Origin of the sequence: Pedobacter lusitanus (genome assembly GCF_040026395.1) — a bacterium.
Lineage (GTDB): Bacteria > Bacteroidota > Bacteroidia > Sphingobacteriales > Sphingobacteriaceae > Pedobacter > Pedobacter lusitanus.
On the sequence record NZ_CP157278.1, the window covers coordinates 1,582,200 to 1,605,164 of the forward strand.

Genomic DNA, 22,965 nt, shown 5'->3' on the forward strand with positions numbered 1-22,965 from the left:
AATTTTAATGGTGAACATTTTACAGTGTAAGATTCAGGTTGAAACCGAAACTACGGTTAGCAGGCTGGCTAAATACATCTACACCAGATAATCCATTACCTGTAGACATAGTAATTTCCGGATCAAAAGGAGCTTTTTTATAGAAATACAACAGGTTTCTGCCTACAACAGAGAATCTCATACTCTTAATTGCTCCTTTGGTAAATGGAATAGTATAACCCAAAGAGGCCTCACGTAAACGGACAACGGTCGCGCTATAAATATAATTCTCTGTAATACCATCACGACCACCAACAGAAGTATACCACGTTTTGGCATCAACGCTTGTAATTGGTTTACCAGTCACGGCATCTACGCCATTGATATTTACACCACCCTGGTTTCTTGCATCACCTGATATTTGTGAAACACCATATTTATCAAATACAGCTTCTGTAAGCGATAATACCTGACCTCCGAATTTTCCGTCTACCAGGAAGCTAAATCTGAAACGTTTGTAATCAAAACTGTTGCTCCATCCCAGCTGGAATTTAGGATTTGGATTTCCAATATAATTATAACCAGCATTAACCAGTGGTTTACCATCTGCGCCAATCATAATACGCCCCTGATCGTCACGTTTGAAAGTAACCCCAAAGATATCACCGAACGAACCGCCTGTTCTTAACTCAGACTGGTAGGTGTTATTACGGTTAGGTGTTAATATAAATGCATTGATGCCATCTTTTGAATCCACATCAATTACTTTGTTTTTATTGGCAGATCCGTTGAATGAAGAATTCCAGGTCAGGTCTGTGTTTTTGATCACATCGTATCCTAACATAAACTCAAAACCTGAGTTCTGAATATTTCCGGCATTAACATATCCTTGTGAGAATGTAGTTGTGAAGGAAGGAATAACCTGAATATACTGGTTTTTAGTATTAGACTTATAATAGGTAAAACTTAAGTTCAACCTGTCTTTAAAGAAACGAAGGTCTGTTCCCAGCTCAAAAGAATTCGTTTTTTCCGGCTTTAATTCAGGGAAAGGAGCAACAGCATTTAAACGAACACCACCACCCGCATTAAAATGCGTATAAGGATTGGTTACATAATTTGGTACTGTATTACCAACCTGAGCATAAGTACCTCTTAACTTTGCATAAGAAATAACCTCAGGTAAACTCAGCGCCTGGTTCAGAATGAAAGACAAACCTGCTGAAGGATAAAAATAAGAGTTATTAGGTGTAAATGCCAGATTTGACGACCAGTCATTTCTTGCAGTAAGTGTTAAAAATGCCCAGTTTTTGTAACCAATGTTTGCGTTGGCAAATATTGACTGTATCTGGTTACGATTAAATGGTAAAGTTGTAATTGGAGGACCACCCGGGGCAGTAACAATATTCTCCGGAAGAAACACATTAGGTACAGTTAAACCTGTACCGATATAAGTATTATCTGCATTCGGACCTATAACGGTACCAAAAGTATTGTTATCAGTTATACTGGTACCCAATACTCCATCAACTTTGAAATCCGATTTACTGGGTACGGAGAAGGTCAGCAGTAAATCTGCATATTTTTGTTCAGTAGTCTGGTTACTTAATAACAACTGTCCTCTTTCCTTTGCTAAAACAGCGTTGGTACTTGCATATAGATTCTGTTCATAAACATCAGTGAAACGATCTATGTTTCCGCGTGCCTGCAGACTTAACCAGCTAGTAAAATCATATTTAACACTTGCGTTGATGAGCATACGGTTACGCTTGGATTCATTCAGATTTCTGTTAAGTATCCACCATGGATTCTGTTGCACATCTTCATTAAAAGGCCAGTTTTGTTTAGGTACCGGAACACCTTCTATAACCCCAGGCAATTCAAACTGATTCCTGTAAGGAGCAATATCTCTTCCTCTTGGGAACAGGTACAGACCAGTTAAAGGATTCAGGTAGAAACCAAGACCGGGACTGTTGTTTACTTTTTGAATGATATAGTTAAAGTTTCCGTCTACAGTTAATTTATTATCCAGGAAACGGGCTGTTTCACGGAAGTTGATGTTATGACGGGACAATTTATTGGTTGGCTCGGTTCCTCTGGCAGCAGTATTTGCATAAGAGAAATACGATTGCGCAACTTCATTTCCACCCGAAAGACTGATGGAGTTAGTTAAGTTTGTACCTGTCTGGAAGAATGAGCTTACATTATCCTGTGCAGAAGGTATTTTATCTCCCCAGCTATCAGCTCCGCCGGTTGTCTGGCCATAACTATTTTGAAACTTAGGTTTATAGGCAACCTTGTCGATATTAAGTGAAGATGAAAAACTGATTACAGTTTTTCCTGCTTTTCCTTTTTTAGTGGTAATCAGGATCACCCCGTTTTGTGCCTGGCTACCATATAAGGCAGAAGCCGATGCACCTTTTAAAACAGTAAGACTCTCAATATCTTCAGGATTCAGGTTGGATATACCATCACCACCATCCTGACTTGCACTTACTGCAGTATTACCACTGTTACCTTGTCCAACGTTACTTCCAAAAGTGTTGTTTGGTTGTCCGTTAGCATTCGAACCATTAGAAATCGGAACTCCGTCGATTACATATAATGGCTGATTGTTTCCACCAGCTGATTTGTTACCCCTTAAGATAACTTTAGCTGAACCTCCTACTCCCGATGCACTTGGAGAGATCGTTACACCTGATACCTTACCGTTCAGGGAATTCATCAGGTTGTCACTTTTCACTCTGGTCAGCTCTGAACCATTTACCTGCTGGGTAGAATAAGTAATGGTTTTTTCTGATTTTTTAATACCCAGTGCCGTTACCACAACTTCCCCAAGTTGTTTGGAATCTTCAAGCAGGGTAATATTCACTACCGATGCGGTAACATTTGCTTCCTGACGGGCAAAACCGATATAAGAGAAGATCAGGACATCGCCAATATTGGCTTGTATAGCAAAATTACCATTGGAATCTGTTTGTGTACTGGCTTTTGATCCTTTAACCTGTATACTCACACCAACTAATGGTAATCCACCTGCATCTTTTACCGTTCCTTTAATGACCGCTGCAACTTTTAATGCATTTAAAGAACCTGCATTATGCATAGGCCAGCTAATTAATGCCGGATTGCCTGCGTTGGTGAGATTTGCTCCCATTGCCAGGCCCGGCATTAATAATGTAAATAGTAATAATTTTTTCATGTTTGGTTTTTTTAAATTTTAGTTGAAATATTGTTTGCTTATTTTAGTTTTTCTGAAGTCTCTCCATATCTATTCGTTTAGTGTTTATCGCTAATTGTTCATTTTCAAAATTCTCCATAACCAGGGCTGCTGCACCGATAATCTCACCGTCAAAACCAAGACTTGAAATCAGTAATTCGGTATTGGCGGCCAATCTTGGAATACAGTATTTATTCAGCGCCTGCTGCATTGGAGCCATCATGATTTTACTGGCTTTTGCTCCTCTCCCACTTAATACAATGGTTTGCGGATTCATAATATGAATGAGAATAGAAAGTGCTTTTCCAATCTTATAACCAGCGTCTGAGAGTAATTCAATCACAAACTGATCGCCATGATTAGCGGCTTCGAAAATTGCATCACTCATTAATTTCAAAGGGTCATCAATAAAAGAGTGTAAAGTGGATAATCTGCCTTGTTTAATACCTTCAATAGCTTTTTTAACAACCACAAGCATTGAAGCTTCTGCCTCGAGACAACCTTGCTTACCACAAATACATAATTCTCCGTCTTCAAACAGGGGGATATGGCTAAATTCTCCTGCAAAACCACTGTAACCCCTGAAAATATCCCCGTTAACGATCATTCCAAGACCGATTCCCCAGCCCAGATTAATTACCATTACCTCTTTAAGAGATTTGGCCACTCCAAATCGTTGTTCGGCCAGTGCAATGACACTGGAGTCATTATCTATATAGGTAGGTAAACCAGTCGCATTAGCGATATAATCTGTTAATTTTTCACCATTTGCATCCAGATAGGAATAGTTCTTCCCATCTTTTACACTGACAAAACCCGGCATGCCTATCCCTATTCCAAGGATACTATCTTTATTAATGCCTGATTTCAGAATGTGACTTTCTATATAACTGATCAGCTGGGAGAGCGCAACTGAGTTATTATTTAGAACCATCTCTACAGTTTCAATCCCTGCTACGGGTTTATTATTCAGATCAACAACAGCAATCCGGGTGGCAAGCTGATCCATTGCAATCGCCATGATATACATAGCATCTGGTTTAACCGCATACATGAGCGGTCTGCGGCCACCACTGGAAGGCGCGTACCCCACCTCGATAACAAATCCTTCTTTAATTAATTCATTTATTGTTTTAGTTATGATTGGTATGCTTTTATTAAACAACACACTCATTTCAGCACATGAAAGCGACTTTTCAAGATACAATTGTTTTAAAATCTCACTTTTCAACTCAGTGCTTTTGACTAGCTTCTCCGTTACTTCCATTATATATTTGATTACTTAGTAAACTTACTAAAATGTTTTAATAAGTTTTACAAGTAATTAAAATAAAATAAAAATATTCTAATCTTTATTATTTAAAATAGACAAGATTCAGTTTAAAGAAATAATCATTTATTATCTTTAGGAAACAGAAAAACGTTTTAGCTAAATTAACACAGAATTAAATTTTGCGAGTTTAGCCGGATATAAATTGAATTCACAAAGTTTGGGGGCAATAGCCGGACTGCGTTGGCAGATTGATATAAACAGGAGTTAAATTAGCACCACGCCAGCGGAAATATTGTATAGCGAGCATTTCTGCTGGCTATACAATAATATTTTTTTTATAATTCAGACGATTTTACAGCAGCTTTGGTTGTAACGGCTTTTTACCAAAGCGGATTCCCACAGAGATTTCGTGAGATCCTTTACTGATTCTGCCGATATTGGCATTACCAAAACCAGTTTGATAACTATACCCGAATTTGAGGCTATTGTTAAAGATGACCGAAACGACACCAGCAACTTCGTCTGTAGTCTTATAATTTACGCCAAAACCGAATTTATCCTTCAGATATACTGTAGCCGAGATATCCGCTTGTGTATCATAAGTCCTGCTGTATGCAACCATGGTGGCTGGTTTTAACTTCACATCTTCATTCAAAGTAAAAAGATAGGCACCGCTAAAATAATAGGTATTGCTATAATTTCTTTTTTCATCAGCAGATGCCGTTCCCAGACTCCGGAAACTCAACCTCGGCAATGAAGCACCTATATAGTATTTTTCAGGGCTGTATAACATAACCCCCAGCCCTACTGTCCCAACAGTTTCCCTGATATCCGTACGGAAACTTATATCATTAGGGTCTACCTCTGAATAACTTGCAATGTAATTTCTAAAACCCGCACTCAGCGAGGCTGAAAAGAAATTCTGATCTGAAAGCTGAACTGCTTTGGCAAAAAAGGCAGATACTTCTGTTAATTTTTCAATATTAAACTTATCATAGGTCAGTGACAAACCTGCCGCACCATTTATCTTTTCGATAGGCAAACTTCCATTCAGTTGAAAAGTATAAGGAGCACCTTCTATTCCCGCCCATTGTCTTCTGCTGTTCAAATTAACTGATCCCGCTTTATCTAATAGTGAATAGGCAGAATTGAACGGAATCTGGTTATCATGATATTGAGTGAAAGAAGTAGTTTGCTGCGCCTGGCTTACGCTGAAAATCATGATCAACGCAATGGTTAATAGTGCCTGTTTAAAGAGTTTCATATAGCTGTTTTATATTTTGATAAGGCCGGAAGCAAATTCCGGCCAGTTTAAGAATTAGTATTTAAGGATAAAATAACCCGTTTTACGCTTTACATGGCTGTCTGACTGATACTCAATCAGACAGAAATAAGTACCCTGCGGCAGATTCTCTCCGGATTTTGATTTACCAAGAAATACATGCTGATCATTATCATAACCTTCTATATCAAATACTTTAAGACCATTGCGGTTAATAATTGTCACCTTGTTTAAAGGATAGTCTTTTATACCGTCTATAGTAAGAAATTCATTGACTCCGTCTCCATTGATGGATAAAGCAGGATGAACTTTGACAGCTTCGCCTGCTGCATCTGTGATCTGTACTTCCTGAACTACCATCCGGGCAGCTGCATAACGGTTATCTCCGGCCTGAACAGCCGTAATTTGTGCTTTCCCAATTCTCAATCCTTTAATACTGGTACCTGTCAGCGAAACCAGTTCTGGGCGGCTGACAGTATAGGTTACCGGTAAACCAGCACTTGAAGATGCTTTTAAAGTATAGGTTCCATCAATCTGCAGAACCGGTATATTTTCAAAAGTAATAGTTTGTTCAACTTTGTTCACGACCAGCAAACGACTGGCGGACGGGGTTGTCGCATAGTTTGAATTAACCGGAGCAGTAGCTGTAATCATTACATTCCCTGCACCCACCAGATGAACTTTATTATCTATAATAGTAGCAACTGCAGGATCTGAGGTACTAAATACCGGAGTTTCACCACTGGTCAGGATAGCATCCGGAGTAAAGTCAGCATCACCAACGAATTTTGTACTGATTACATCCAGGGTAATTGTACGGGTCGTAGAAGTGATCGTTAAAATACCGCTGGTGTAATTAAAGGTATAGTTATCAGCCGAAGCACCTGACAAAACAATTGGGTAAGTACCCGCAGCTGAACTTTTCACAGCTACAGTTGAGGCTACAGGAGAATTACTGACAACCGTTTCTCCTTCAGCATTTACAAAGCCGCTATATTTAAAAGTAAAAACAGGATTATCAGTCCCATACGTTCTTGTTTTATTGTCTGCTGTAACATTCAATACAGCTTTACCAACTGATAAAATTCCTGCTTCGTAACTGATCGTATAATTCAAGGCGGAAGCTGCACTTCCGGAAATCGTATAGGTACCTGCAGGGGATAATGGTTTGGCAACCGTAGTTAATAAAGCCGGAGCGGATACAGCGGTAGCTAAAGTTTCTCCGTTTACAAAGCCATCATAAGTGGCGGTTAAAACAGGATTCGACTGTCCGTATAATCTGCTTTTATTATCTGCTCTGACAATCAGTATTCTTTTGGCAACGGTAAGAGATTTGGTTGCTATGGCAGCTACGAAATCAGCTGTTGCTGCAAATGAGGCAGTAATATTTGCTGTTCCCGTCCCTACAATTTTTACTCTTCCATTCTCAATCACAGCGACACTTAGATTATCTGAGGAATAAACCGGCTGTACACCTGCATCTGAAGAAGCTGCAGGGTCAAAATTTGCATCACCATAAGTAACTGCCGGCAAATTGGCATAGGTAATAACCGGTAAACTCCTGATATGTAATTGTCCTTCTGTATAGCTGATAGTGTAATTTGCAGCGACAGCATTACTTACCGAAATCGGATAAGTTCCTTTTCCTGAGGCTGCAGTTGCTGTGGTAGTTGCCAGTGGGGCTGTGGTTAAACTGGCTGCATTGTCTCCATTTACAAAACCGGTATAAGTAAAGGTAAAAACCGGATCGGCCTGCCCGGCTCCGCGTTCCGCATTATCAGCTTTGATGTTTAAAGGCGCAGGTTTAACGGTTAATATACCTGGCTGATAACTAACCTGATAATTTGTGGTTACTGTTAAACCCGAAACAGTAACCGGATAAGTATTTACACCTGAACCAGCAACGGCAATTGTACCCACTACTGCTTTAAGGTTTAGACCTGCTACATTATCCTGTGGAGCCAGCCCTGTATAGCTAAGGGTAAGTTCTGGATTTGCCTGTCCGTATACTTTAGATTTATCGTCAGCTTTGACAGCTAGTGCAGCACGTGTTATTGTCAATACACCTTGCTGATAACTGAATTTATAGTTTGAAGCAACAGCAGAACCCGCATTGATTGCATAGGTCCCAACAGCTGAATTGATAGTTGCTGTGGTTGATATCTGTGGTTTTACGGTTAAAACACTTTCTGTTTCTCCATAAGCCAGACCACTATAATTAACGGTTAACAGCGGATTTTCCTGTGCATATATCCTGGTCTGCGGATCAGCAGTTATTACAACTGTCTTCTGGTCAACATTCAATGTTGTTGTTCCGGTAGCACCTGAGGCAAAAGTTGCAGTTACAGTAGTAGAGCCTGTTCCTTTTATTTCCAGTAAACCAGCAGGATTAACTATAGCTACTGCAGAATTGGCCACTGTATAAACTGGTTTACCTGCAGAACTGATTGCACCAGGATCAAAAGCTGCGTCACCATAGGTTTTGCGGATAGGTGCAAATGCTACAGAACCCTCTGTGAGTTTTCCATTTACAAAAGTGATCACGTAATTAGCAGAACTCAAACCTGCAGGAACAATCAGGAATCCGGTTCCATCAGCCTGTTTAGTAAAAGCAAGTGTACCTGTTAATTTGCTGACATCATCACCATTCACAAAACCTTCATAACGGGCTGTGAATATTGGATCTTTTTCTCCTGTTAGTTTAGATTTATCTTCTGCGATTACCTTTAACGGGACTTTAGCAATACTAATATGCTGACTGACTGTTGCCGGACCATAAGCAGCATCTTCTGCCTGCTGAGCCGTAAGATCAACTTCACCTGCGCCAATAATTTTCACTGTCCACTCTCCTACTATGTCCTTTTCTACAATGGCAATATCAGGATTAGAGCTGGTAAAAGTAATCAGGTTTGCGGTATTACTTGTCGCCTGAAAAAGCAGTGGCTGATTACCATAAGCTGCTGTTGCCGGCAGATTATTAAGCGTAATAACCTGGTTTGCTTTAGCTACAACAGTTAATTTTCCATTTATCGGGTTAAAAGTGTATTTGTCTGAGGCTAATCCGGAGACATCTACCAGAATATCATATACACCAGCCACAGATGCGGCATCAGCCTGGATTGTCAATGCCGGGGTCCCCGTGATAGCAGTTGCATCATCAGTACCTTTAAAGGTTCCGTAAACAAATGTCGCTACCGGATTCACACTGCCCTGTGTTTTCGTTTTATCTTCTGCTGTAATATTGAGCTGCGCTTTTGTAATTGTCAGTGTGCTGGTTACCTCAGCCGCCGGAGAATAATTTGCCCCTCCTGCCTGATTTGCTCTGATGATTACAGTACCTGATTTTTTAATATTGATCTGATTACCTGCAGTAATCTCAGCAATTGCCGGATCATCTGAGGTATAAACTACTGCGTTCCCGCTAGCTCCGCCAGTAGCTGTTAAAACGATATTGGCATCACCATAAACTGATGAAAGTGTAGAAGGCAAGCCTGTAATTGTCTGTGGAGCTGCGGTTACGGTAATACTTTTTGTAGCAATCCCAGCTTCTGTGGTTGCATTTCCGGGCTCAGTTACTGTGATTACGGCCGTTCCACCTCCTATTATCTTTACAGTACTGCCTGTAAGCTGAAGAATTCCTGCAGGAGCTACCGAATATTGAAAAGCAGTTAAACCTGCGGTACTGTTTGCTGTAAGCGTAAAATCGGGATCACCTACTTTGAATGTAGCAGGAAAAGTATTGGTGAAAGTAAGAGTTTGAGGTGATTTTTGCAGTGCGAGTGTAACTTTAGTTCCATCAATTACTATACCCAAAGTTCCTGCAGAATTACCACCAACTCTTGTTAAAGCAGTTGGCACAGTACCTCCTGGAGTTGCACCATCAGCCCAGACTCCATCCGGCGAAGTATTATAGCCAACAATTGATCCGTCCGCAAGACTCCGCTGCTCAATGCGGCGGATACCATTTGCTTCTGAATTTAATATGATAGTTCCCCAGGTTCCTGATTTTCCGTTTACATTATTAAAATAGAATGCGGAGAGCCCGGATATACCACTGATCTGTTTACTGGCAACACCATCATCTTCAATAAATGTCCCTGCAACCGGCCGGCCTGTTCCCTCTTCATTATCATATAAAAACACCATATTTTTAGCTATACCTGAAGTAGCTGCAGTACTTCTGATTGCAGTAGCAAATTTTGGAGTCCCAGCCACATTTTGGCTCTTACTTACCGCAATCACCACTAAAGGCTGATCATCAGGAGAATGAAGTGTATAGGCAATAGCAGTAAGATCTGTTGCATCAGGATCATTAAGTGATAGCCTGAGAAACACCTTCCCTCTAAAAGAAGCCTTCACTGTTTCCTGTATAAACCATCCGGTATAACTACCATCTGCACCAGCGGTGAAAACTCCATAATCTGACTCCAGTTTACCCAGATCAGCAGAGCCATTCGTATCATTAGACCCGGCAATGGGCGGCATAAAATAATCACCAGCGTTATAATTTGGCGTACCCGGAATCACATTGGCAGGCGGCAGAATATACATGTATCTGGGCGCACTGACATTCGATTCTTTAAGACTGACAATCTTGTTCTCATATCTATAGGTCTTACCTGGCTTTAGCCCTGTAATCTTAGCTCTGAAAGTATAAGGAAACCCACCACTTACGTCACCAAATGTCCCCGTTGGCCCCTCTATGTATTTCGGAAATATCAGCATTTCAAGCTTGGGCTCCTGTCCGAATACCTGTATGGAAAACAAGGTGAATAAAAATAGTAAAAGCTTTTTCATCTATATTAGTTTAAAATGAGTCTGTTTGAGAAGAGCATTATTTGCTCATAAGTGTAGTTACCTTCAGGCTGGATAGATTATCACCTGACAAATAAAGCAGGTAAACATTCTTTGTTTCTACAGGTAAGGTAAATGTACTGGTAGCCAGTACTGTTTGATCTGCACGATCTTTTATCGTCAGCAAAAAATCTTTTACTGGTCTGGAAGCCTGATCTTTTCCCAGTAAAAGTCTTTTAAACCCGGAAAATGAACCGGAAGCATTTAGAAATTCACCTATCTGGATTGGCTGATTTAAATAAGGAATATAAGTAGTTGTAGATACATAGACATTTATCTTATCAGGTAAAAACTTAGAAAAATTAGCCAGGCTGATTTTAATAAATCCAGCATCCGGTTTTTCCTCCTTGTCAAAATTATTCAATTTGGCATCAACGATTCTCAGGACAGAATTGGCATTTGACATGAACATAAAATATGGATGAAGTACAAAGGCTTCCACTGAAATAGAAGTGTCCAGCAGCAATACATCTTCTTCATAGAATCTGAAACGATTCTGACCAGAAACCAAACTAATATTCTGATCTGCATCACTACCTTTTCCACTTAACGGAAATTTATAGTTATCACCCTGTATCACACTGATATTGGCATTAGTACGATCGGTTATAGACACACTGCCAAACCGAGGATCTTTAATCACCTCTCCTTTTGAACAGGAAGAAAGACTAAAAATTATGGAAGTAAATAAAATCAGGTAAAAGATTATTCTCATTGTTTAGGAATAATGAAAGAGCAGTCCCCATAATAACGGGACACTGCTCTTTCATAGATGATAAATTTCTTATTTAATAATCTCAGTATTAAAATATTAGTCCTGAGGAGCAAAGTTAGCCCATCCTGAATTCCAGTCTGAGTAATTTGACTCTAATACAGCACCTTTAGTACTAGCTGCATCACGTGGATATAAATTCAATAATGAATAAGTAGCACGTAAATCTGTAGTATAGAAAGGACTTAAGTTAGCTTCACCATCAGTACCTAAACCGATAAATGCATCAGCACTTGCAGATGCAAGAGTTGAGTTTACGCTTCCAGTTAATGAAACTGCAGTTGCAGGAGAGAATACTGTTGTGTATGAATGTACAATGTTATTAGTGAAACCACCAGCAGTTGCATTAGTTTCAGTTCCGCTTTGGAATTCAGCACCTGTATTGTAACCAGCAATGATTGAATTAGTGATTGAAAGATCAGAATTTCTTCTCCAACGGTTACCAGCACGTAATCCTGTGTTAGCACTTGAATATCCAAGTAAAGTGAAGTTTGAATAAGTTGGTTTTGTTCTAGGTGAAGCTGTTGAACCAGTTCCGTCGTTATCAGACTCAATACCATTTGAATCAGAAACACCACCACTTGTACTATGAGTAGATTGTGGATCTTTTAAACTGATTGCATATTGAATAGTTCCTGAATAACCGAAATCAGTATCAAAATCATCATCATCGTTACCTAAAGCGATCAGATATTTTGGACTAACTGTACCACCAAAGAATTCAAATGCATCATCAGCACCAAAAGATACCTGTACGTGATCGATAGTAGTTCCTGAACCAACTCCACCCATAGTTAAACCATTGATTTCATTGTTTGGAGCTAATAAATAACCAGCATACTCAATACGTACATACTGAAGTTTACCTGAATTATCAGCAGGTACATTTCCACCGTAAGTAAGGTCTACTCCTAATGAAACACCATTTGCATCATAACCTGGTAAACCTTCAATAACTGTTGTAGATGGTTTGTTGGTAGTTGAATTACCTAATATAATTACACCACCGAAATCACCTGCAGCACGTGAACCTTTAGCTTTTGGAGTTGTAAATACGATCGGATTTGATGGAGTACCAACTGCATCAATTTTAGATCCTCTTGTAATTACCAATACTCCTGCGATTGAGTTAACTACTGAAGTTGAAGGATCAACTTTGTAATTTACTTTTTCTCCTGTAGTGATGATAGTACCTGGTTTAATAGTAAGTTTTGCTCCGCCAGTCACATAAACTACACCATTTAATTTGTAAACTTTTCCAGGACTTAGTGTTCTGTTTGCGGTAATATTACCGGTGATTACAGAATCCGCTCCAGGAAAAGGCCCGCCAGCGCCAGTTGAACGATCAAAATTTCCATCATTACTTTTTTTACAGCCTGCGACTGCGAATGCGGCAATTGCTACAATTGCGATCGCTTGTTTTGTGAATTTTTTCATTGTTTTTTTTAAATGGTTTATGGTTTTTTATTATGTAATAAAGTTAACAGTTCAGTGTTTTTATAAGTACTATTTTATGTTAAGTTTTTATTAATAATTAATTGACTAAAAGATATTTACAAAAATTACATACAGTAACAGTTGATATTTTAACATCAACGAATAACCAGTCTGTCCTGGATTTTTTTCTTCTAGAATTTATAGGTAAATGCCATACTTACATTGGTACCTGATTTAACCTGGTAAGTGATTTTATCACCGTCACTTTCTTTATATTTATCTGTATGTCCTTCCTTTAAAGTATAAGGTGTATCTCCGCCGCCGCCATCATATCCGTTGATATTTTTATAAAAACGGGTTTGAGCATTCAGCAGATTGGAAATATTCAGTTTCAATTCCCCTCTTTGTTTAAAAAGCCTGGTGAATACCTGAAAATCAATTAGATCCCGCCCCATTTCATACTCAATTTCCAAAGGGCTGAAATGTATTGTATTGGTTCTGTATCCTGATTTGTTATAAACTACGTTTACACCGTATTTATCCTGAGTATAAGATAAACCAACATTCACAATCCATGGAGACTGGCCATAAAGGGCTCTCTTTGATTTAACTTCTTTAACAATTTCATTATTGGCTCCTTCATAACTAAGTGCAACTACATTGGATTTAATAATAGTTCCGTTTCCAAAAACAGAAAGATTACGCAGCCATTGTTTGTCTGCAATAAAACCCAGTGACTTTCTGACCTCCATTTCCAATCCGTAGTTAACAGCAGATTTCTGGTTTTGGAATGCATACTGATCTACCGCCATATCCTGAATAAACACCAGCTCAATTGGCTTATCAAAATGTTTATAAAATCCTGATAAAGAAACAATTTCACCCGGAGAAGGATACCACTCCAGTCTTAAATCTGTATTATTAATCTGTGTACTTTTCACATTGGAACCTCTGATCCTGGCATCAAGAATCGGATCGTATAAATTAAAAACAGAAGTCTCTCTGAAATCCGGTCTGACTAAAGTGGTAGCATACGACCCTCTGATATTGATATTATCTGTGATACTGTAGGTTACATTTACTGAAGGAAGAAATTTCTTATTATCATCTGTATTGGTTTCTGCATCCTTCGTTTTCAATTGGGTATTGGAAAGTTTATAAGCATCATACCTGACTCCATAAACCAGTCTTAATTTTTTTAAGAGATGCTGATCCAGCATTACGTAGGCACTCTGAGAATTTGCCTTACCAGTAAACTGGCCACCCATATCATCAGGAACACTATAAAAGGCCTGAGTTGCGCCACTACCAACTTTATCCGGAGCAAGACTATATTCATAAGGAGCAACAAACAGAATTGGATTTACTGCATTGTAGATCTCAATAGTATAGTTGGAAAGATTTCTTTTTTTATAAAAGCCGCTATAACCAACTTTAACTAAGCTTTTATCATTCATAAAGTCAAAAGACCGGCTTAGATTAACTCCCCAGTTATAGTCCTTTTCTCTTGTATCTGTGTACAAACGATAATCAGGGTTACCATCGTTCTGCTGGGAGTTTGCAACCAGATAACGTTGAAAATAAGGAACTCCATTTACTGAACCAGACCCAAACGCTGTGAATTTACGTCTGTCATCTATAGTCTGACTTACATTTGTAAAAGAGCCGTTCCAGGTTAGCTTAATCCCCGATTCTCCTAAAGTATGTTCTCCTTCCAGTTTATGCTGCAAAACTGTCGTGTTCTTTGGATCCTGAATATTGAACTGTCTTCTGTATTCTGGTCCCGTCTTCTGCTCATCTGTAGGATCCCTGCTTTCTGAGGTAATGAAATCATTGTTATATACATGAGAATACATATTTCTGAATCCCAGCTTAAATCCTTTACCTTGAATACCAAGATTTAATAAGGCACTTATAGTGGAATTGTATTTATAGATTTTCCCATTCTGACGAATATTTACACTATCAATTGATGAAGGCGTAAATCCCCCTCTGGTACTTATGAAATCATTAATTTCCTGACTGTTACGTAAGGTAGCCCCTCCTACAAATCCAAAACTCAGTCCGTCTTTCAATGAATAAACCCGGCCAAAAGATAAACGATAATTCTGATTCGGCTCAAAACCATAACGATACAACCTGAATCCTTCCGGATCAAAAGCTTTACTTTGAGCAATCATATAATCCGGTGGCAAACCATTACGATCCCAGCTTCTTAAGCCTAATGGCAATTTGTGACTGTTATCCATAAAGCCAAAAACTTCAGCTCCACCACGTTTTCCAGCCTGCCTGAAATCTTTACCAATGGTATTGGTATTATAACCTGTTCCAATCTGAAACTGTGTAAAATTTTGTACAGGAATATCTAAGGTATTTACAATCACTTGTCCTCCGGCAAATTCTGAAGACAAATCCGGCGTAGCAGTTTTATTGACTACGATGTTACTTACCATCTCTGCCGGGATTGCATCAAAAGAGAAATTTCGGCGGTTCATATCGGTACTTGGCTGTGTTACCCCATCAATTTGCGCCTGGTTATACCGATCACTTAATCCTCGTACCACAACATACCGGTTATCTACTACATTTAAACCACTTACACGTTTAAGGATGGCCCCGACATTATTATCAGGAGTTCGTGAGATCTGTGCTGCTGAAATCCCGTCGGTAATACCAGCTGCATTTTTCTGTTTTGCATACAAACCTGCTGCAGAAGCTTTTTGATAACCCGAAGTGACTACAACTTCTTTTAATGCATTAGCCGAAGGTTTCATAGCGATATCCAGCTTCGTGATTCCCCCGGCTTTTATTTGCACACCCGTAATTTTTTGTGTCTGATAAGAAATATAACTGATCTCCAGCGTATAAGTTCCCGGAGGAAGTGACAGCGTATAAGTTCCATCAATTGCACTTTGCATTCCTGAACCTAATTCTACAACTCTGATACTGGCACTTGGAAAAGTCTCACCTTTTTCATCGCTGACTGTGCCGGTAATTTTTCCCGGCTCCGGCTTTTTTACCGGATGCTTTACAATTAAACGGACTGAAATATTTGAGTTTAGTATAGAAAAGTCAAGATTAGTCTTTTTTTCAAGATCATCCAGAACCTGTTTAAGGGGTAAATGATTATAGCTAATGTTCTGTAACTGAATCCCTCCCATCTGAGCAGGATCAAAGACAAAAGTAAAGGAAGATTGTTTGTCCAGCTCTTTTAATAAAGCCTGAGCAGTACAGTTTTTATAACTCAGGGTAACAGTTGCATTAAGGTTCTGAGCTTTGGAAGTATTATAAAATGATAGTAAAATAACAAGGAAACTAATGAGTAATAAGGGTTTAATAGGATATACTGTATATTTTTTTTTGGACAGTAAATATATAATCATACTTTTGGAATGGTTTATTGCGCCTGTGAATCGTAATTTATCATTGTTTTTTGCCGGTCTTACCGGTAATCAGGAGAAGTACTGCCGCCAGCGGTACTTCTCTTTTTTTTGTACATCGTACATGGTCTATTAAGCGCTCAATTCATAATAACATACCCCTCAGGGATTTTTTTAAACTTTAAATGGTGAGTAAATAAAAGCGTATGGATTACATCTTTAACAGGTTCATTTCTAAATCTGCCACTAATTGCAAAACCTTTCAGGTCTTCTTTATCAAATTGCAGGGTAATATTGTAATAAGAGGCTATACGGGCTAAAGCTTCTGTCAGACTGGTATTATCAAACTCCAGCGTACCATCTTCTGTATAAGATTTGATTTCTCCTGCCGCAGCAAATACACCCTTTGTCCCTTTATTACCAATCTGACTATATTGCTGACCAGGAATAAGCCTCAAAGGCGCAAAACCTTTCTCCTTACTTCCTATTTCAACTTTACCAGTGTATAAACGTACTTTCTCCAGCTGATAGGCTTTGTAATTTTCTACGGTGAAAGAGGTACCTAAAGCTGTAGTAGATAATCTGGCAGAATAAACAGTAAATGGTCTGTGCTTATCTTTTGCAATTTCAAAGAAACCTTTTCCTCTGACCAGAAACACTTTACGGTTGTTTGGAGCAAACGAAGCCGGGTATTTGAATACCGAACCGGAATTAAGCGTAACAACGGAATGATCTGCCAGTGTTATAATCTTCACTGACCCGACAGGTACACTCACGGTAGTATAGATGGATTGCTGCTTCAGATTCTCTGTCTTACGATAAGTTAAATACCCTATTGCAGACACCAATAGTAAAGAAGCTGCTACAGCCAGTCTTACAAAAAGTTTGAATACAGATCTTCCTTTAACCTGTGGAACTATCACAGGTTCTTCTGCTATTAAAGGTTTTTCTGCTTTAACGAATTCGCTGATCATTACCGGTTCTTCTACTGCAGGCATAAGATTCTGATAGTCATTATCAAATTCTCCATTTTCTACCAGCAGGAAAAATGCATCCAGTTCTGCTGCATTCAATTCCTTTTCAAGAAACCTACGGTATAGATTCTTTTTCTCACTCGACTTCATACTACTATATACTATCAGGTGGGATACTTAGGGGGGATGATAATTAAAAATAATTATCCAGAGAAAAAAGAAGGGGTAAAAGAAGGTACAGATAATCGGCTGCATCAGCAAGCTTGCTCAGATCTCTCTTAGCTAAACTCATATGTTCTTTGATCGTTTCCTTACTCACTGAAAGCATATTGGCAGCCTCAGCATAAGTGAACCCATCAATTTTACACAATTCAAAAGTTTGCCTTCTTTTGGAAGGTATCCTGCCCATAATTTTACGAAGCAAAGCGAGATCCATTGCTGCAGTAATTGCCACATGCTGACTAGCCTCTTCCTGAGCAGAAAGGTAACGGCTGCGAAAAACACTCTTCATCTTCTGATCAGTTAGCATACGCTTTAACCAGGTAAAAGTCACGTTTTTTGTAATCGTAAAAAGATATGGTTTGATTTCCCTTTCAGGGTCAAGATTTTCACGTGCCTCCCATAGACGCAAAAAAACGTCACTGGTTAATTCATCAGCCAGTTCAGCAGAACGGGTATGCTGTAGACAGTAAGATCTTATATCTTTATAATACAGCCTGTAAATCTGGGTAAAAGCATATTCATTACCATTAATGAAATCCTGAATGATACCTTTTGTCAACACTGTCATACTGTACAAATCTAAGTTTCAAAATGATGTAGTATATAAACCACAGATTAATAAAATGTTAACTTAAATGAATATATATTAATAAGGTCTTGTAATAGTCAGACTTGATTTCAAATCAACAGGAACCCGGGAATCATAGATTACTCTAGGTTTTTCAGCAACCGATTCAACTTTCAACCGGCTTGTTGTCGTAACAGTACTTCTTTCCAGACAACTCTGAACTAGCGGATCTGCGGGATCACCAAAAGGCTTCAGCGGAAGCGAGGACAATTCATCAGCCAGCTGATCAGGCATCAGCCCATTACTATAATCCCCTTTACCAGCAGCATTAAATAGCTTAAAAATCATTGGATAGATTTCCCATTTGGGTACAATCTGCGGATTCCTGTAATCTTTAATTACAAAACTGGCCATATCCTTTCCAAGAGTCTGCTGTCCGGATTGAATAACGGTTATATAAGGTCTGAGAGAATTGATCAGTAATTCTGCTGCCGATGCAGTATGAGTTCCTGTTAAAATAAAAACCCTGTTCAGCCCCAGACGATAACCGGAAAGCTCTATGAAATCTGTACGCAAAGCTCCCTGGAGTCTCTGTATTTCTGTGCCGAAACTACTTTTTCTGGAACCTGCTTTCGAATTACCACGGTATTCAACAAATAATGCTCCTGTGGTTGTATTAGATGCAATCATTGTCGCTAACGCAGCTGCAACTGGTACACTCCCCCCCGGATTATAGCGCATATCCAGGATAAGTTCCTGCGCATGTTGTTCTTTGAAATAGGTAAAGGCCTTTTTTATTTGAGCCAGAGCAGCATCTTCAAAGGAATTCAAAAATAGATAGGCATAGTTTTTTCCAGCAGATTGAAAAACCTTATAAGTATAAACCGGATCTTCAGAATTAGTTAATCTGGAAATTCTGACAACACCTGTCTTTCCTTCAATTTCCAGATCAGCACTTTGCTGTGCAATGCTGTTTGAAGTCAGGACTGCTATATTATCTGCAGTAGGTATTGTTCCATTAATTGTTTTAATCATATCTCCTCTGACAAGACCTTTACCAGCTGCTCTGGAATCTGGTACAACAAGACTAACCACAGTCTGTACCTTTCCACTTCCGGTTTGTAAAGTAATCCAGTCAAACCCTAATATATGCACTAGAGAAGGAGGATAACTTTCAGGAAAGTCGGGGTTTACCAGCGCAGAAAAACGATCTGATCCGTTTTTTATTCCTTTAAAAAAAGTTACGGGATCAACTGCAAGACTGGGGTTTGCCGGCAAACTTGTATTCCAGTAATAATAAACTTTCATACTATCCAGTATCCAGGAGTTGATATTTTCCTGACTACCGGCAGGATAATCTGGTTTATTTTCTGATTTTCTGCAACCATACAGAGAGAAAACCAAGAAATATAATAGCAGCGTTTTGATAAACAGAGAGCATGTTTTCATAAAAACGTTATCATCGGTGTGTGGTAAAAGTAACCGCTCTGTGTAAAGTTTATATTAAGATAAAAACATATAATCCTGCTAAAAGGCATTACTACATCTCTTTAGCACATTATCATTATATTCGTCATATTTATTTAACAGCGTATTTTAAGCAGAAACAATGAACAGATTTAGCACGATTAACATCAAAGTCGGAAAAACCAGTATTACAATCCTTTTTCTTTTATTTTTAAACACACAACTTTTTTCACAGCATCTTATTATCGGAACTTATAATCTGCGTAATGATAACCAGGGTGACATTGGAAATTTATGGGTACAGAGAGCACCGGTTGTAGCTAATCTATTACGTTTCCATCAATTTGATATATTCGGAATCCAGGAAGGATTTAAGAACCAGCTAGAGGATATCAATACTGCTTTACCAGAATATGCACATTATGGTAAAGGACGTGATGATGGAAAAGAAGGCGGCGAACATTCTTCTGTTTTCTTTAGAAAAGATAAATTCAAACTGATCAAAGCTGGTGACTTCTGGTTATCTGAGACACCTGATAAACCCGGACTGGGCTGGGATGCCACCTGCTGCAACAGAATTTGTACATGGGTCGAACTTCAGGATATAAAAAGCGGTCGCAGATTCTTCTATTTCAATGCTCATTTTGATCATCAGGGGAAAATTGCAAGGGTAGAAAGCAGTAAACTGATAGTCCGTAAAATGAAAGAGATAGCCGGGAATGAACCTGCTGTATTTACAGGTGACCTGAACGGTGGGCAAGATAGTGAATGGTACTTAACACTGGCTAAATCAGGTTACCTGAAAGACACTTATAATCAGGTTGCCCATCCTTATGTAAACAATCCTTCTTTTAATGAATTTGGTAAACACCTGGAAGGAACTGAAATTATAGATCATGTTTTCGTAACCAAAGATTTTAAAGCAGACAGATGGGGTATTTTAACAGATTCCTATCATGGTAAGTACCCATCTGATCACTTCCCGGTTTTGGTGGAAGTAACTATTAAAAAGTAGTATTTTGTGTATGGATTCACGTAGAGACTTTATTAAAAAAGCAGCACTCCTTTCCGGAGGTGCTGCTATAATCAATACATTACCGCCTGTAATTCAACGGGCACTGGCAATTGACCCTGCTGCCGGCAGTACTTTTTACGATGCTGAACATGTCGTTTTCTTAATGCAGGAAAACCGCTCTTTTGATCATGAATTCGGTATGCTGCAAGGTGTGAGAGGTTTTAATGATCCAAGGGCAATTGATCTGCCCAATAAAAATAAAGTCTGGCTCCAATCTAACAGGAATGGTGATACCTATGCTCCTTTTCATTTGAGTATAAAAGATACCAAGGTTGCCTGGATGGGCTATTTACCGCATAACTGGACTGATCAGACAGATGCCAGAAACGACGGAAAATATGACCAATGGCTTAATGTAAAAGAGTCTCCAAATACCACCTATGCACATATGCCTCTTACTATTGGATATTGTAAACGGGAAGATTTTCCTTTCTATTATTCATTGGCAGATGCCTTTACAGTGTGCGACCAGAATTTTTGTTCGGCCATTGCCGGCACACATCCCAACCGTTACTACTGGATGACAGGAACAGTTCGTGAAAAGAACAGTGCAGAAGGAATGGCACATTTGTGGAATATCAGTAATTACGACAAGCCCACTTTAAACTGGAAAACATATCCGGAGCGTTTAGAAGAAAATAATGTTTCCTGGAAAATATACCAGAACGAACTGACACTGGGTTTTGGCCTTAATGGCGAGTCAAATGCCTGGTTAAGTAATTTTGGCACTAATGTGATGGAATATTTCGAGCAGTATAACGTCCGCTATCATCCAGGCGCAATCGCTAATCTGAAAGAGAAGAAAGAAGCTCTACTCGCACAAATTGCAGTAGCAGATCAAAAAAATCTGTCCCTGGAAGAGCAGAAAAAATTTGAAGCACTCAAAAGATTGCTCAGCAAAATTGAAAAAGAAGAGCAGGAATATACACTGGCTAATTATGAAGCACTGTCAGAAAAATCCAGAAACATGAGTGCCAGAGCCTTTGGAATTAATTCCGGCGATCCCGACTTCCATACACTGAATGCTTTAAAATATAATGAGAATGGAACGGCTAGGGAGCTGAATATCCCAAAAGGTGACATTCTGGATCAGTTCAGAAAAGATACAGATAATGACGCCCTTCCAACCGTTTCCTGGTTAATGACTCCTGCAAATTTTTCAGACCACCCGGGTGTACCCTGGTTCGGTTCGTGGTTTGTAAGCGAAGTAATCGGAATTCTGACCAAAAACCCGGAAATATGGAAAAAGACAATTTTCATTCTTACTTATGATGAAAACGATGGTTACTTTGATCATATCCCACCTTATGTACCTCCACATCCTTACAAAGAACATTCTGGTAAAGTTTCAGCAAACATAGACCCTAAACTCGATTTTGCTACAAAGGATTACCAGACAAATCCATCCATGAAAGAGGATCGTATCAGAGAAAGTCAGATTGGATTAGGCTATCGTGTACCGATGGTAATTGTTTCGCCATGGACGAGGGGTGGCTATGTTTGTTCTGAGGTATTTGATCATACCTCTTCACTTCAGTTTCTGGAAACCTTCCTGGAGAAGAAACTGAATAAAAAGATAACAGAAGAAAACATTACTCCATGGAGAAGAACTGTTTGTGGTGATCTGACTTCAGCTTTCAGACCTTATAACGGAGAAAAGATTGAACAACCGCAACTTTTGGAAAAGACAGATTTTATTGAAAAAATATACTCTTCAAAATTCAGGGAATTACCTGATAACTATAAAAAACTAACTGCAGAGGAGATCTCCCTGATTAATAAAAATCCTGCTGCATCTGCTTATTTCCCTAAACAGGAAAAAGGTGTTCGTCCGGCATGCCCGTTACCTTATGAGCTATATGTTAATGGCTCCCGGCAACAGAATAGTTTTAGCATCAGCTTTAGTGCTTCTGATCAATCTTTTGGCAAGAAATCTGCAGGTTCTCCTTTTACAGTATATGCCATGAATCCCTATCAGCAGGAAGTATTACGCAGCTGGGATTATACTGTAGCTGCTGGTGACACTTTACAGGACGAATGGTTATTAAATAATTTTCCGGAAGGAAAATATCATTTGAGAGTATATGGCCCAAATGGTTTCTTCAGAGAGTTTTCAGGCGACGACAAAAACCCGTTATTAACAGTATCCTGTAGTTATGAAAAAGACAAATTATCCCCTCTGAAGTTAAGCGGAAATATTATAGTAACCATCAGCAATCATGGAAAACAAACACAGGATGTAGAAATCAGAGATATCAGTTATAAAACCGGAAATAAAATTTTGAAAGTTAAGGCAAATAGCAAAGCAAGTCTTATATTGGATCTGACAAAAAGCTATAACTGGTATGATTTCAGTATTGTCATTGCTGGTAACACTCTTTTTATGGAAAGGTTTGCAGGCAAAGTAGAAAATGGAACAATCACTAAAACGGATCCTTTAATGGGTAATGTAATAAACGGATAAG

12 protein-coding genes are annotated in these 22,965 nt (G+C 39.0%); 2 read left to right on the plus strand and 10 right to left on the minus strand.

Annotation, left to right across the window (positions count from 1 at the left end; genetic code table 11):
- Positions 1-19: 19 nt before the first annotated feature.
- The 10 genes from PL_RS06745 to PL_RS06790 form a co-directional block, all read right to left on the minus strand.
- Complete coding sequence (locus tag PL_RS06745; protein WP_052496257.1) at positions 20-3,178, minus strand: SusC/RagA family TonB-linked outer membrane protein; 3,159 nt, start codon at positions 3,176-3,178, stop codon at positions 20-22.
- Positions 3,179-3,221: 43 nt separating this feature from the next.
- Positions 3,222-4,463 carry an ROK family protein gene (locus PL_RS06750; RefSeq protein ID WP_041881743.1) on the minus strand — a complete coding sequence of 414 codons (1,242 nt, stop codon included), beginning with the start codon at positions 4,461-4,463 and terminating at the stop codon, positions 3,222-3,224.
- 358 nt (positions 4,464-4,821) lie between these two features.
- Positions 4,822-5,733 carry a PorP/SprF family type IX secretion system membrane protein gene (locus PL_RS06755; protein ID WP_041881740.1) on the minus strand — a complete coding sequence of 304 codons (912 nt, stop codon included), beginning with the start codon at positions 5,731-5,733 and terminating at the stop codon, positions 4,822-4,824.
- 54 nt (positions 5,734-5,787) lie between these two features.
- A complete protein-coding gene (locus PL_RS06760) occupies positions 5,788-10,548 on the minus strand; it encodes an MBG domain-containing protein (protein WP_041881738.1) in 4,761 nt (1,586 codons plus the stop codon).
- Between the two features lie 37 nt (positions 10,549-10,585).
- Positions 10,586-11,320, minus strand: a complete 735-nt coding sequence (locus PL_RS06765) for a hypothetical protein (protein WP_041881734.1) — start codon at positions 11,318-11,320, stop codon at positions 10,586-10,588.
- Positions 11,321-11,416: 96 nt separating this feature from the next.
- Positions 11,417-12,814 carry a hypothetical protein gene (locus tag PL_RS06770; RefSeq protein WP_041881732.1) on the minus strand — a complete coding sequence of 466 codons (1,398 nt, stop codon included), beginning with the start codon at positions 12,812-12,814 and terminating at the stop codon, positions 11,417-11,419.
- Positions 12,815-13,005: 191 nt separating this feature from the next.
- A complete protein-coding gene (locus PL_RS06775; protein WP_348621284.1) occupies positions 13,006-16,197 on the minus strand; it encodes a TonB-dependent receptor in 3,192 nt (1,063 codons plus the stop codon).
- 137 nt (positions 16,198-16,334) lie between these two features.
- Complete coding sequence (locus tag PL_RS06780; RefSeq protein ID WP_082035912.1) at positions 16,335-17,318, minus strand: FecR family protein; 984 nt, start codon at positions 17,316-17,318, stop codon at positions 16,335-16,337.
- Between the two features lie 43 nt (positions 17,319-17,361).
- The gene (locus PL_RS06785) at positions 17,362-17,958 is read right to left on the minus strand and encodes an RNA polymerase sigma factor (RefSeq protein ID WP_041881723.1); all 597 of its coding nucleotides are present in this window, start codon (positions 17,956-17,958) and stop codon (positions 17,362-17,364) included.
- A gap of 78 nt (positions 17,959-18,036) precedes the next feature.
- On the minus strand, positions 18,037-19,407 hold the full coding sequence (locus PL_RS06790; RefSeq protein WP_041881722.1) for a S41 family peptidase: 1,371 nt from the start codon (positions 19,405-19,407) through the stop codon (positions 18,037-18,039).
- A gap of 160 nt (positions 19,408-19,567) precedes the next feature.
- On the opposite strand from PL_RS06790, the gene PL_RS06795 reads away from it, so the two are divergent.
- Entirely contained in the window at positions 19,568-20,440 is an 873-nt protein-coding gene (locus PL_RS06795) for an endonuclease/exonuclease/phosphatase family protein (RefSeq protein WP_041881720.1), read from the plus strand.
- Positions 20,441-20,450: 10 nt separating this feature from the next.
- On the plus strand, positions 20,451-22,964 hold the full coding sequence (locus PL_RS06800; RefSeq protein WP_041881718.1) for a phosphocholine-specific phospholipase C: 2,514 nt from the start codon (positions 20,451-20,453) through the stop codon (positions 22,962-22,964).
- Position 22,965: the final 1 nt, after the last annotated feature.

What these genes read in the sequence shown, in the direction of transcription:
- PL_RS06750 (WP_041881743.1), bottom strand. Translation starts at nt 4,463, where the DNA reads ATGGAAGTAACGGAGAAGCTAGTCAAAAGCACTGAGTTGAAAAGTGAG.
- PL_RS06775 (WP_348621284.1), bottom strand. Translation starts at nt 16,197, where the DNA reads ATGATTATATATTTACTGTCCAAAAAAAAATATACAGTATATCCTATT.
- PL_RS06765 (WP_041881734.1), bottom strand. Translation starts at nt 11,320, where the DNA reads ATGAGAATAATCTTTTACCTGATTTTATTTACTTCCATAATTTTTAGT.
- PL_RS06790 (WP_041881722.1), bottom strand. Translation starts at nt 19,407, where the DNA reads ATGAAAACATGCTCTCTGTTTATCAAAACGCTGCTATTATATTTCTTG.
- PL_RS06770 (WP_041881732.1), bottom strand. Translation starts at nt 12,814, where the DNA reads ATGAAAAAATTCACAAAACAAGCGATCGCAATTGTAGCAATTGCCGCA.
- PL_RS06795 (WP_041881720.1), top strand. Translation starts at nt 19,568, where the DNA reads ATGAACAGATTTAGCACGATTAACATCAAAGTCGGAAAAACCAGTATT.
- PL_RS06755 (WP_041881740.1), bottom strand. Translation starts at nt 5,733, where the DNA reads ATGAAACTCTTTAAACAGGCACTATTAACCATTGCGTTGATCATGATT.
- PL_RS06745 (WP_052496257.1), bottom strand. Translation starts at nt 3,178, where the DNA reads ATGAAAAAATTATTACTATTTACATTATTAATGCCGGGCCTGGCAATG.
- PL_RS06800 (WP_041881718.1), top strand. Translation starts at nt 20,451, where the DNA reads ATGGATTCACGTAGAGACTTTATTAAAAAAGCAGCACTCCTTTCCGGA.
- PL_RS06780 (WP_082035912.1), bottom strand. Translation starts at nt 17,318, where the DNA reads ATGAAGTCGAGTGAGAAAAAGAATCTATACCGTAGGTTTCTTGAAAAG.
- PL_RS06785 (WP_041881723.1), bottom strand. Translation starts at nt 17,958, where the DNA reads ATGACAGTGTTGACAAAAGGTATCATTCAGGATTTCATTAATGGTAAT.
- PL_RS06760 (WP_041881738.1), bottom strand. Translation starts at nt 10,548, where the DNA reads ATGAAAAAGCTTTTACTATTTTTATTCACCTTGTTTTCCATACAGGTA.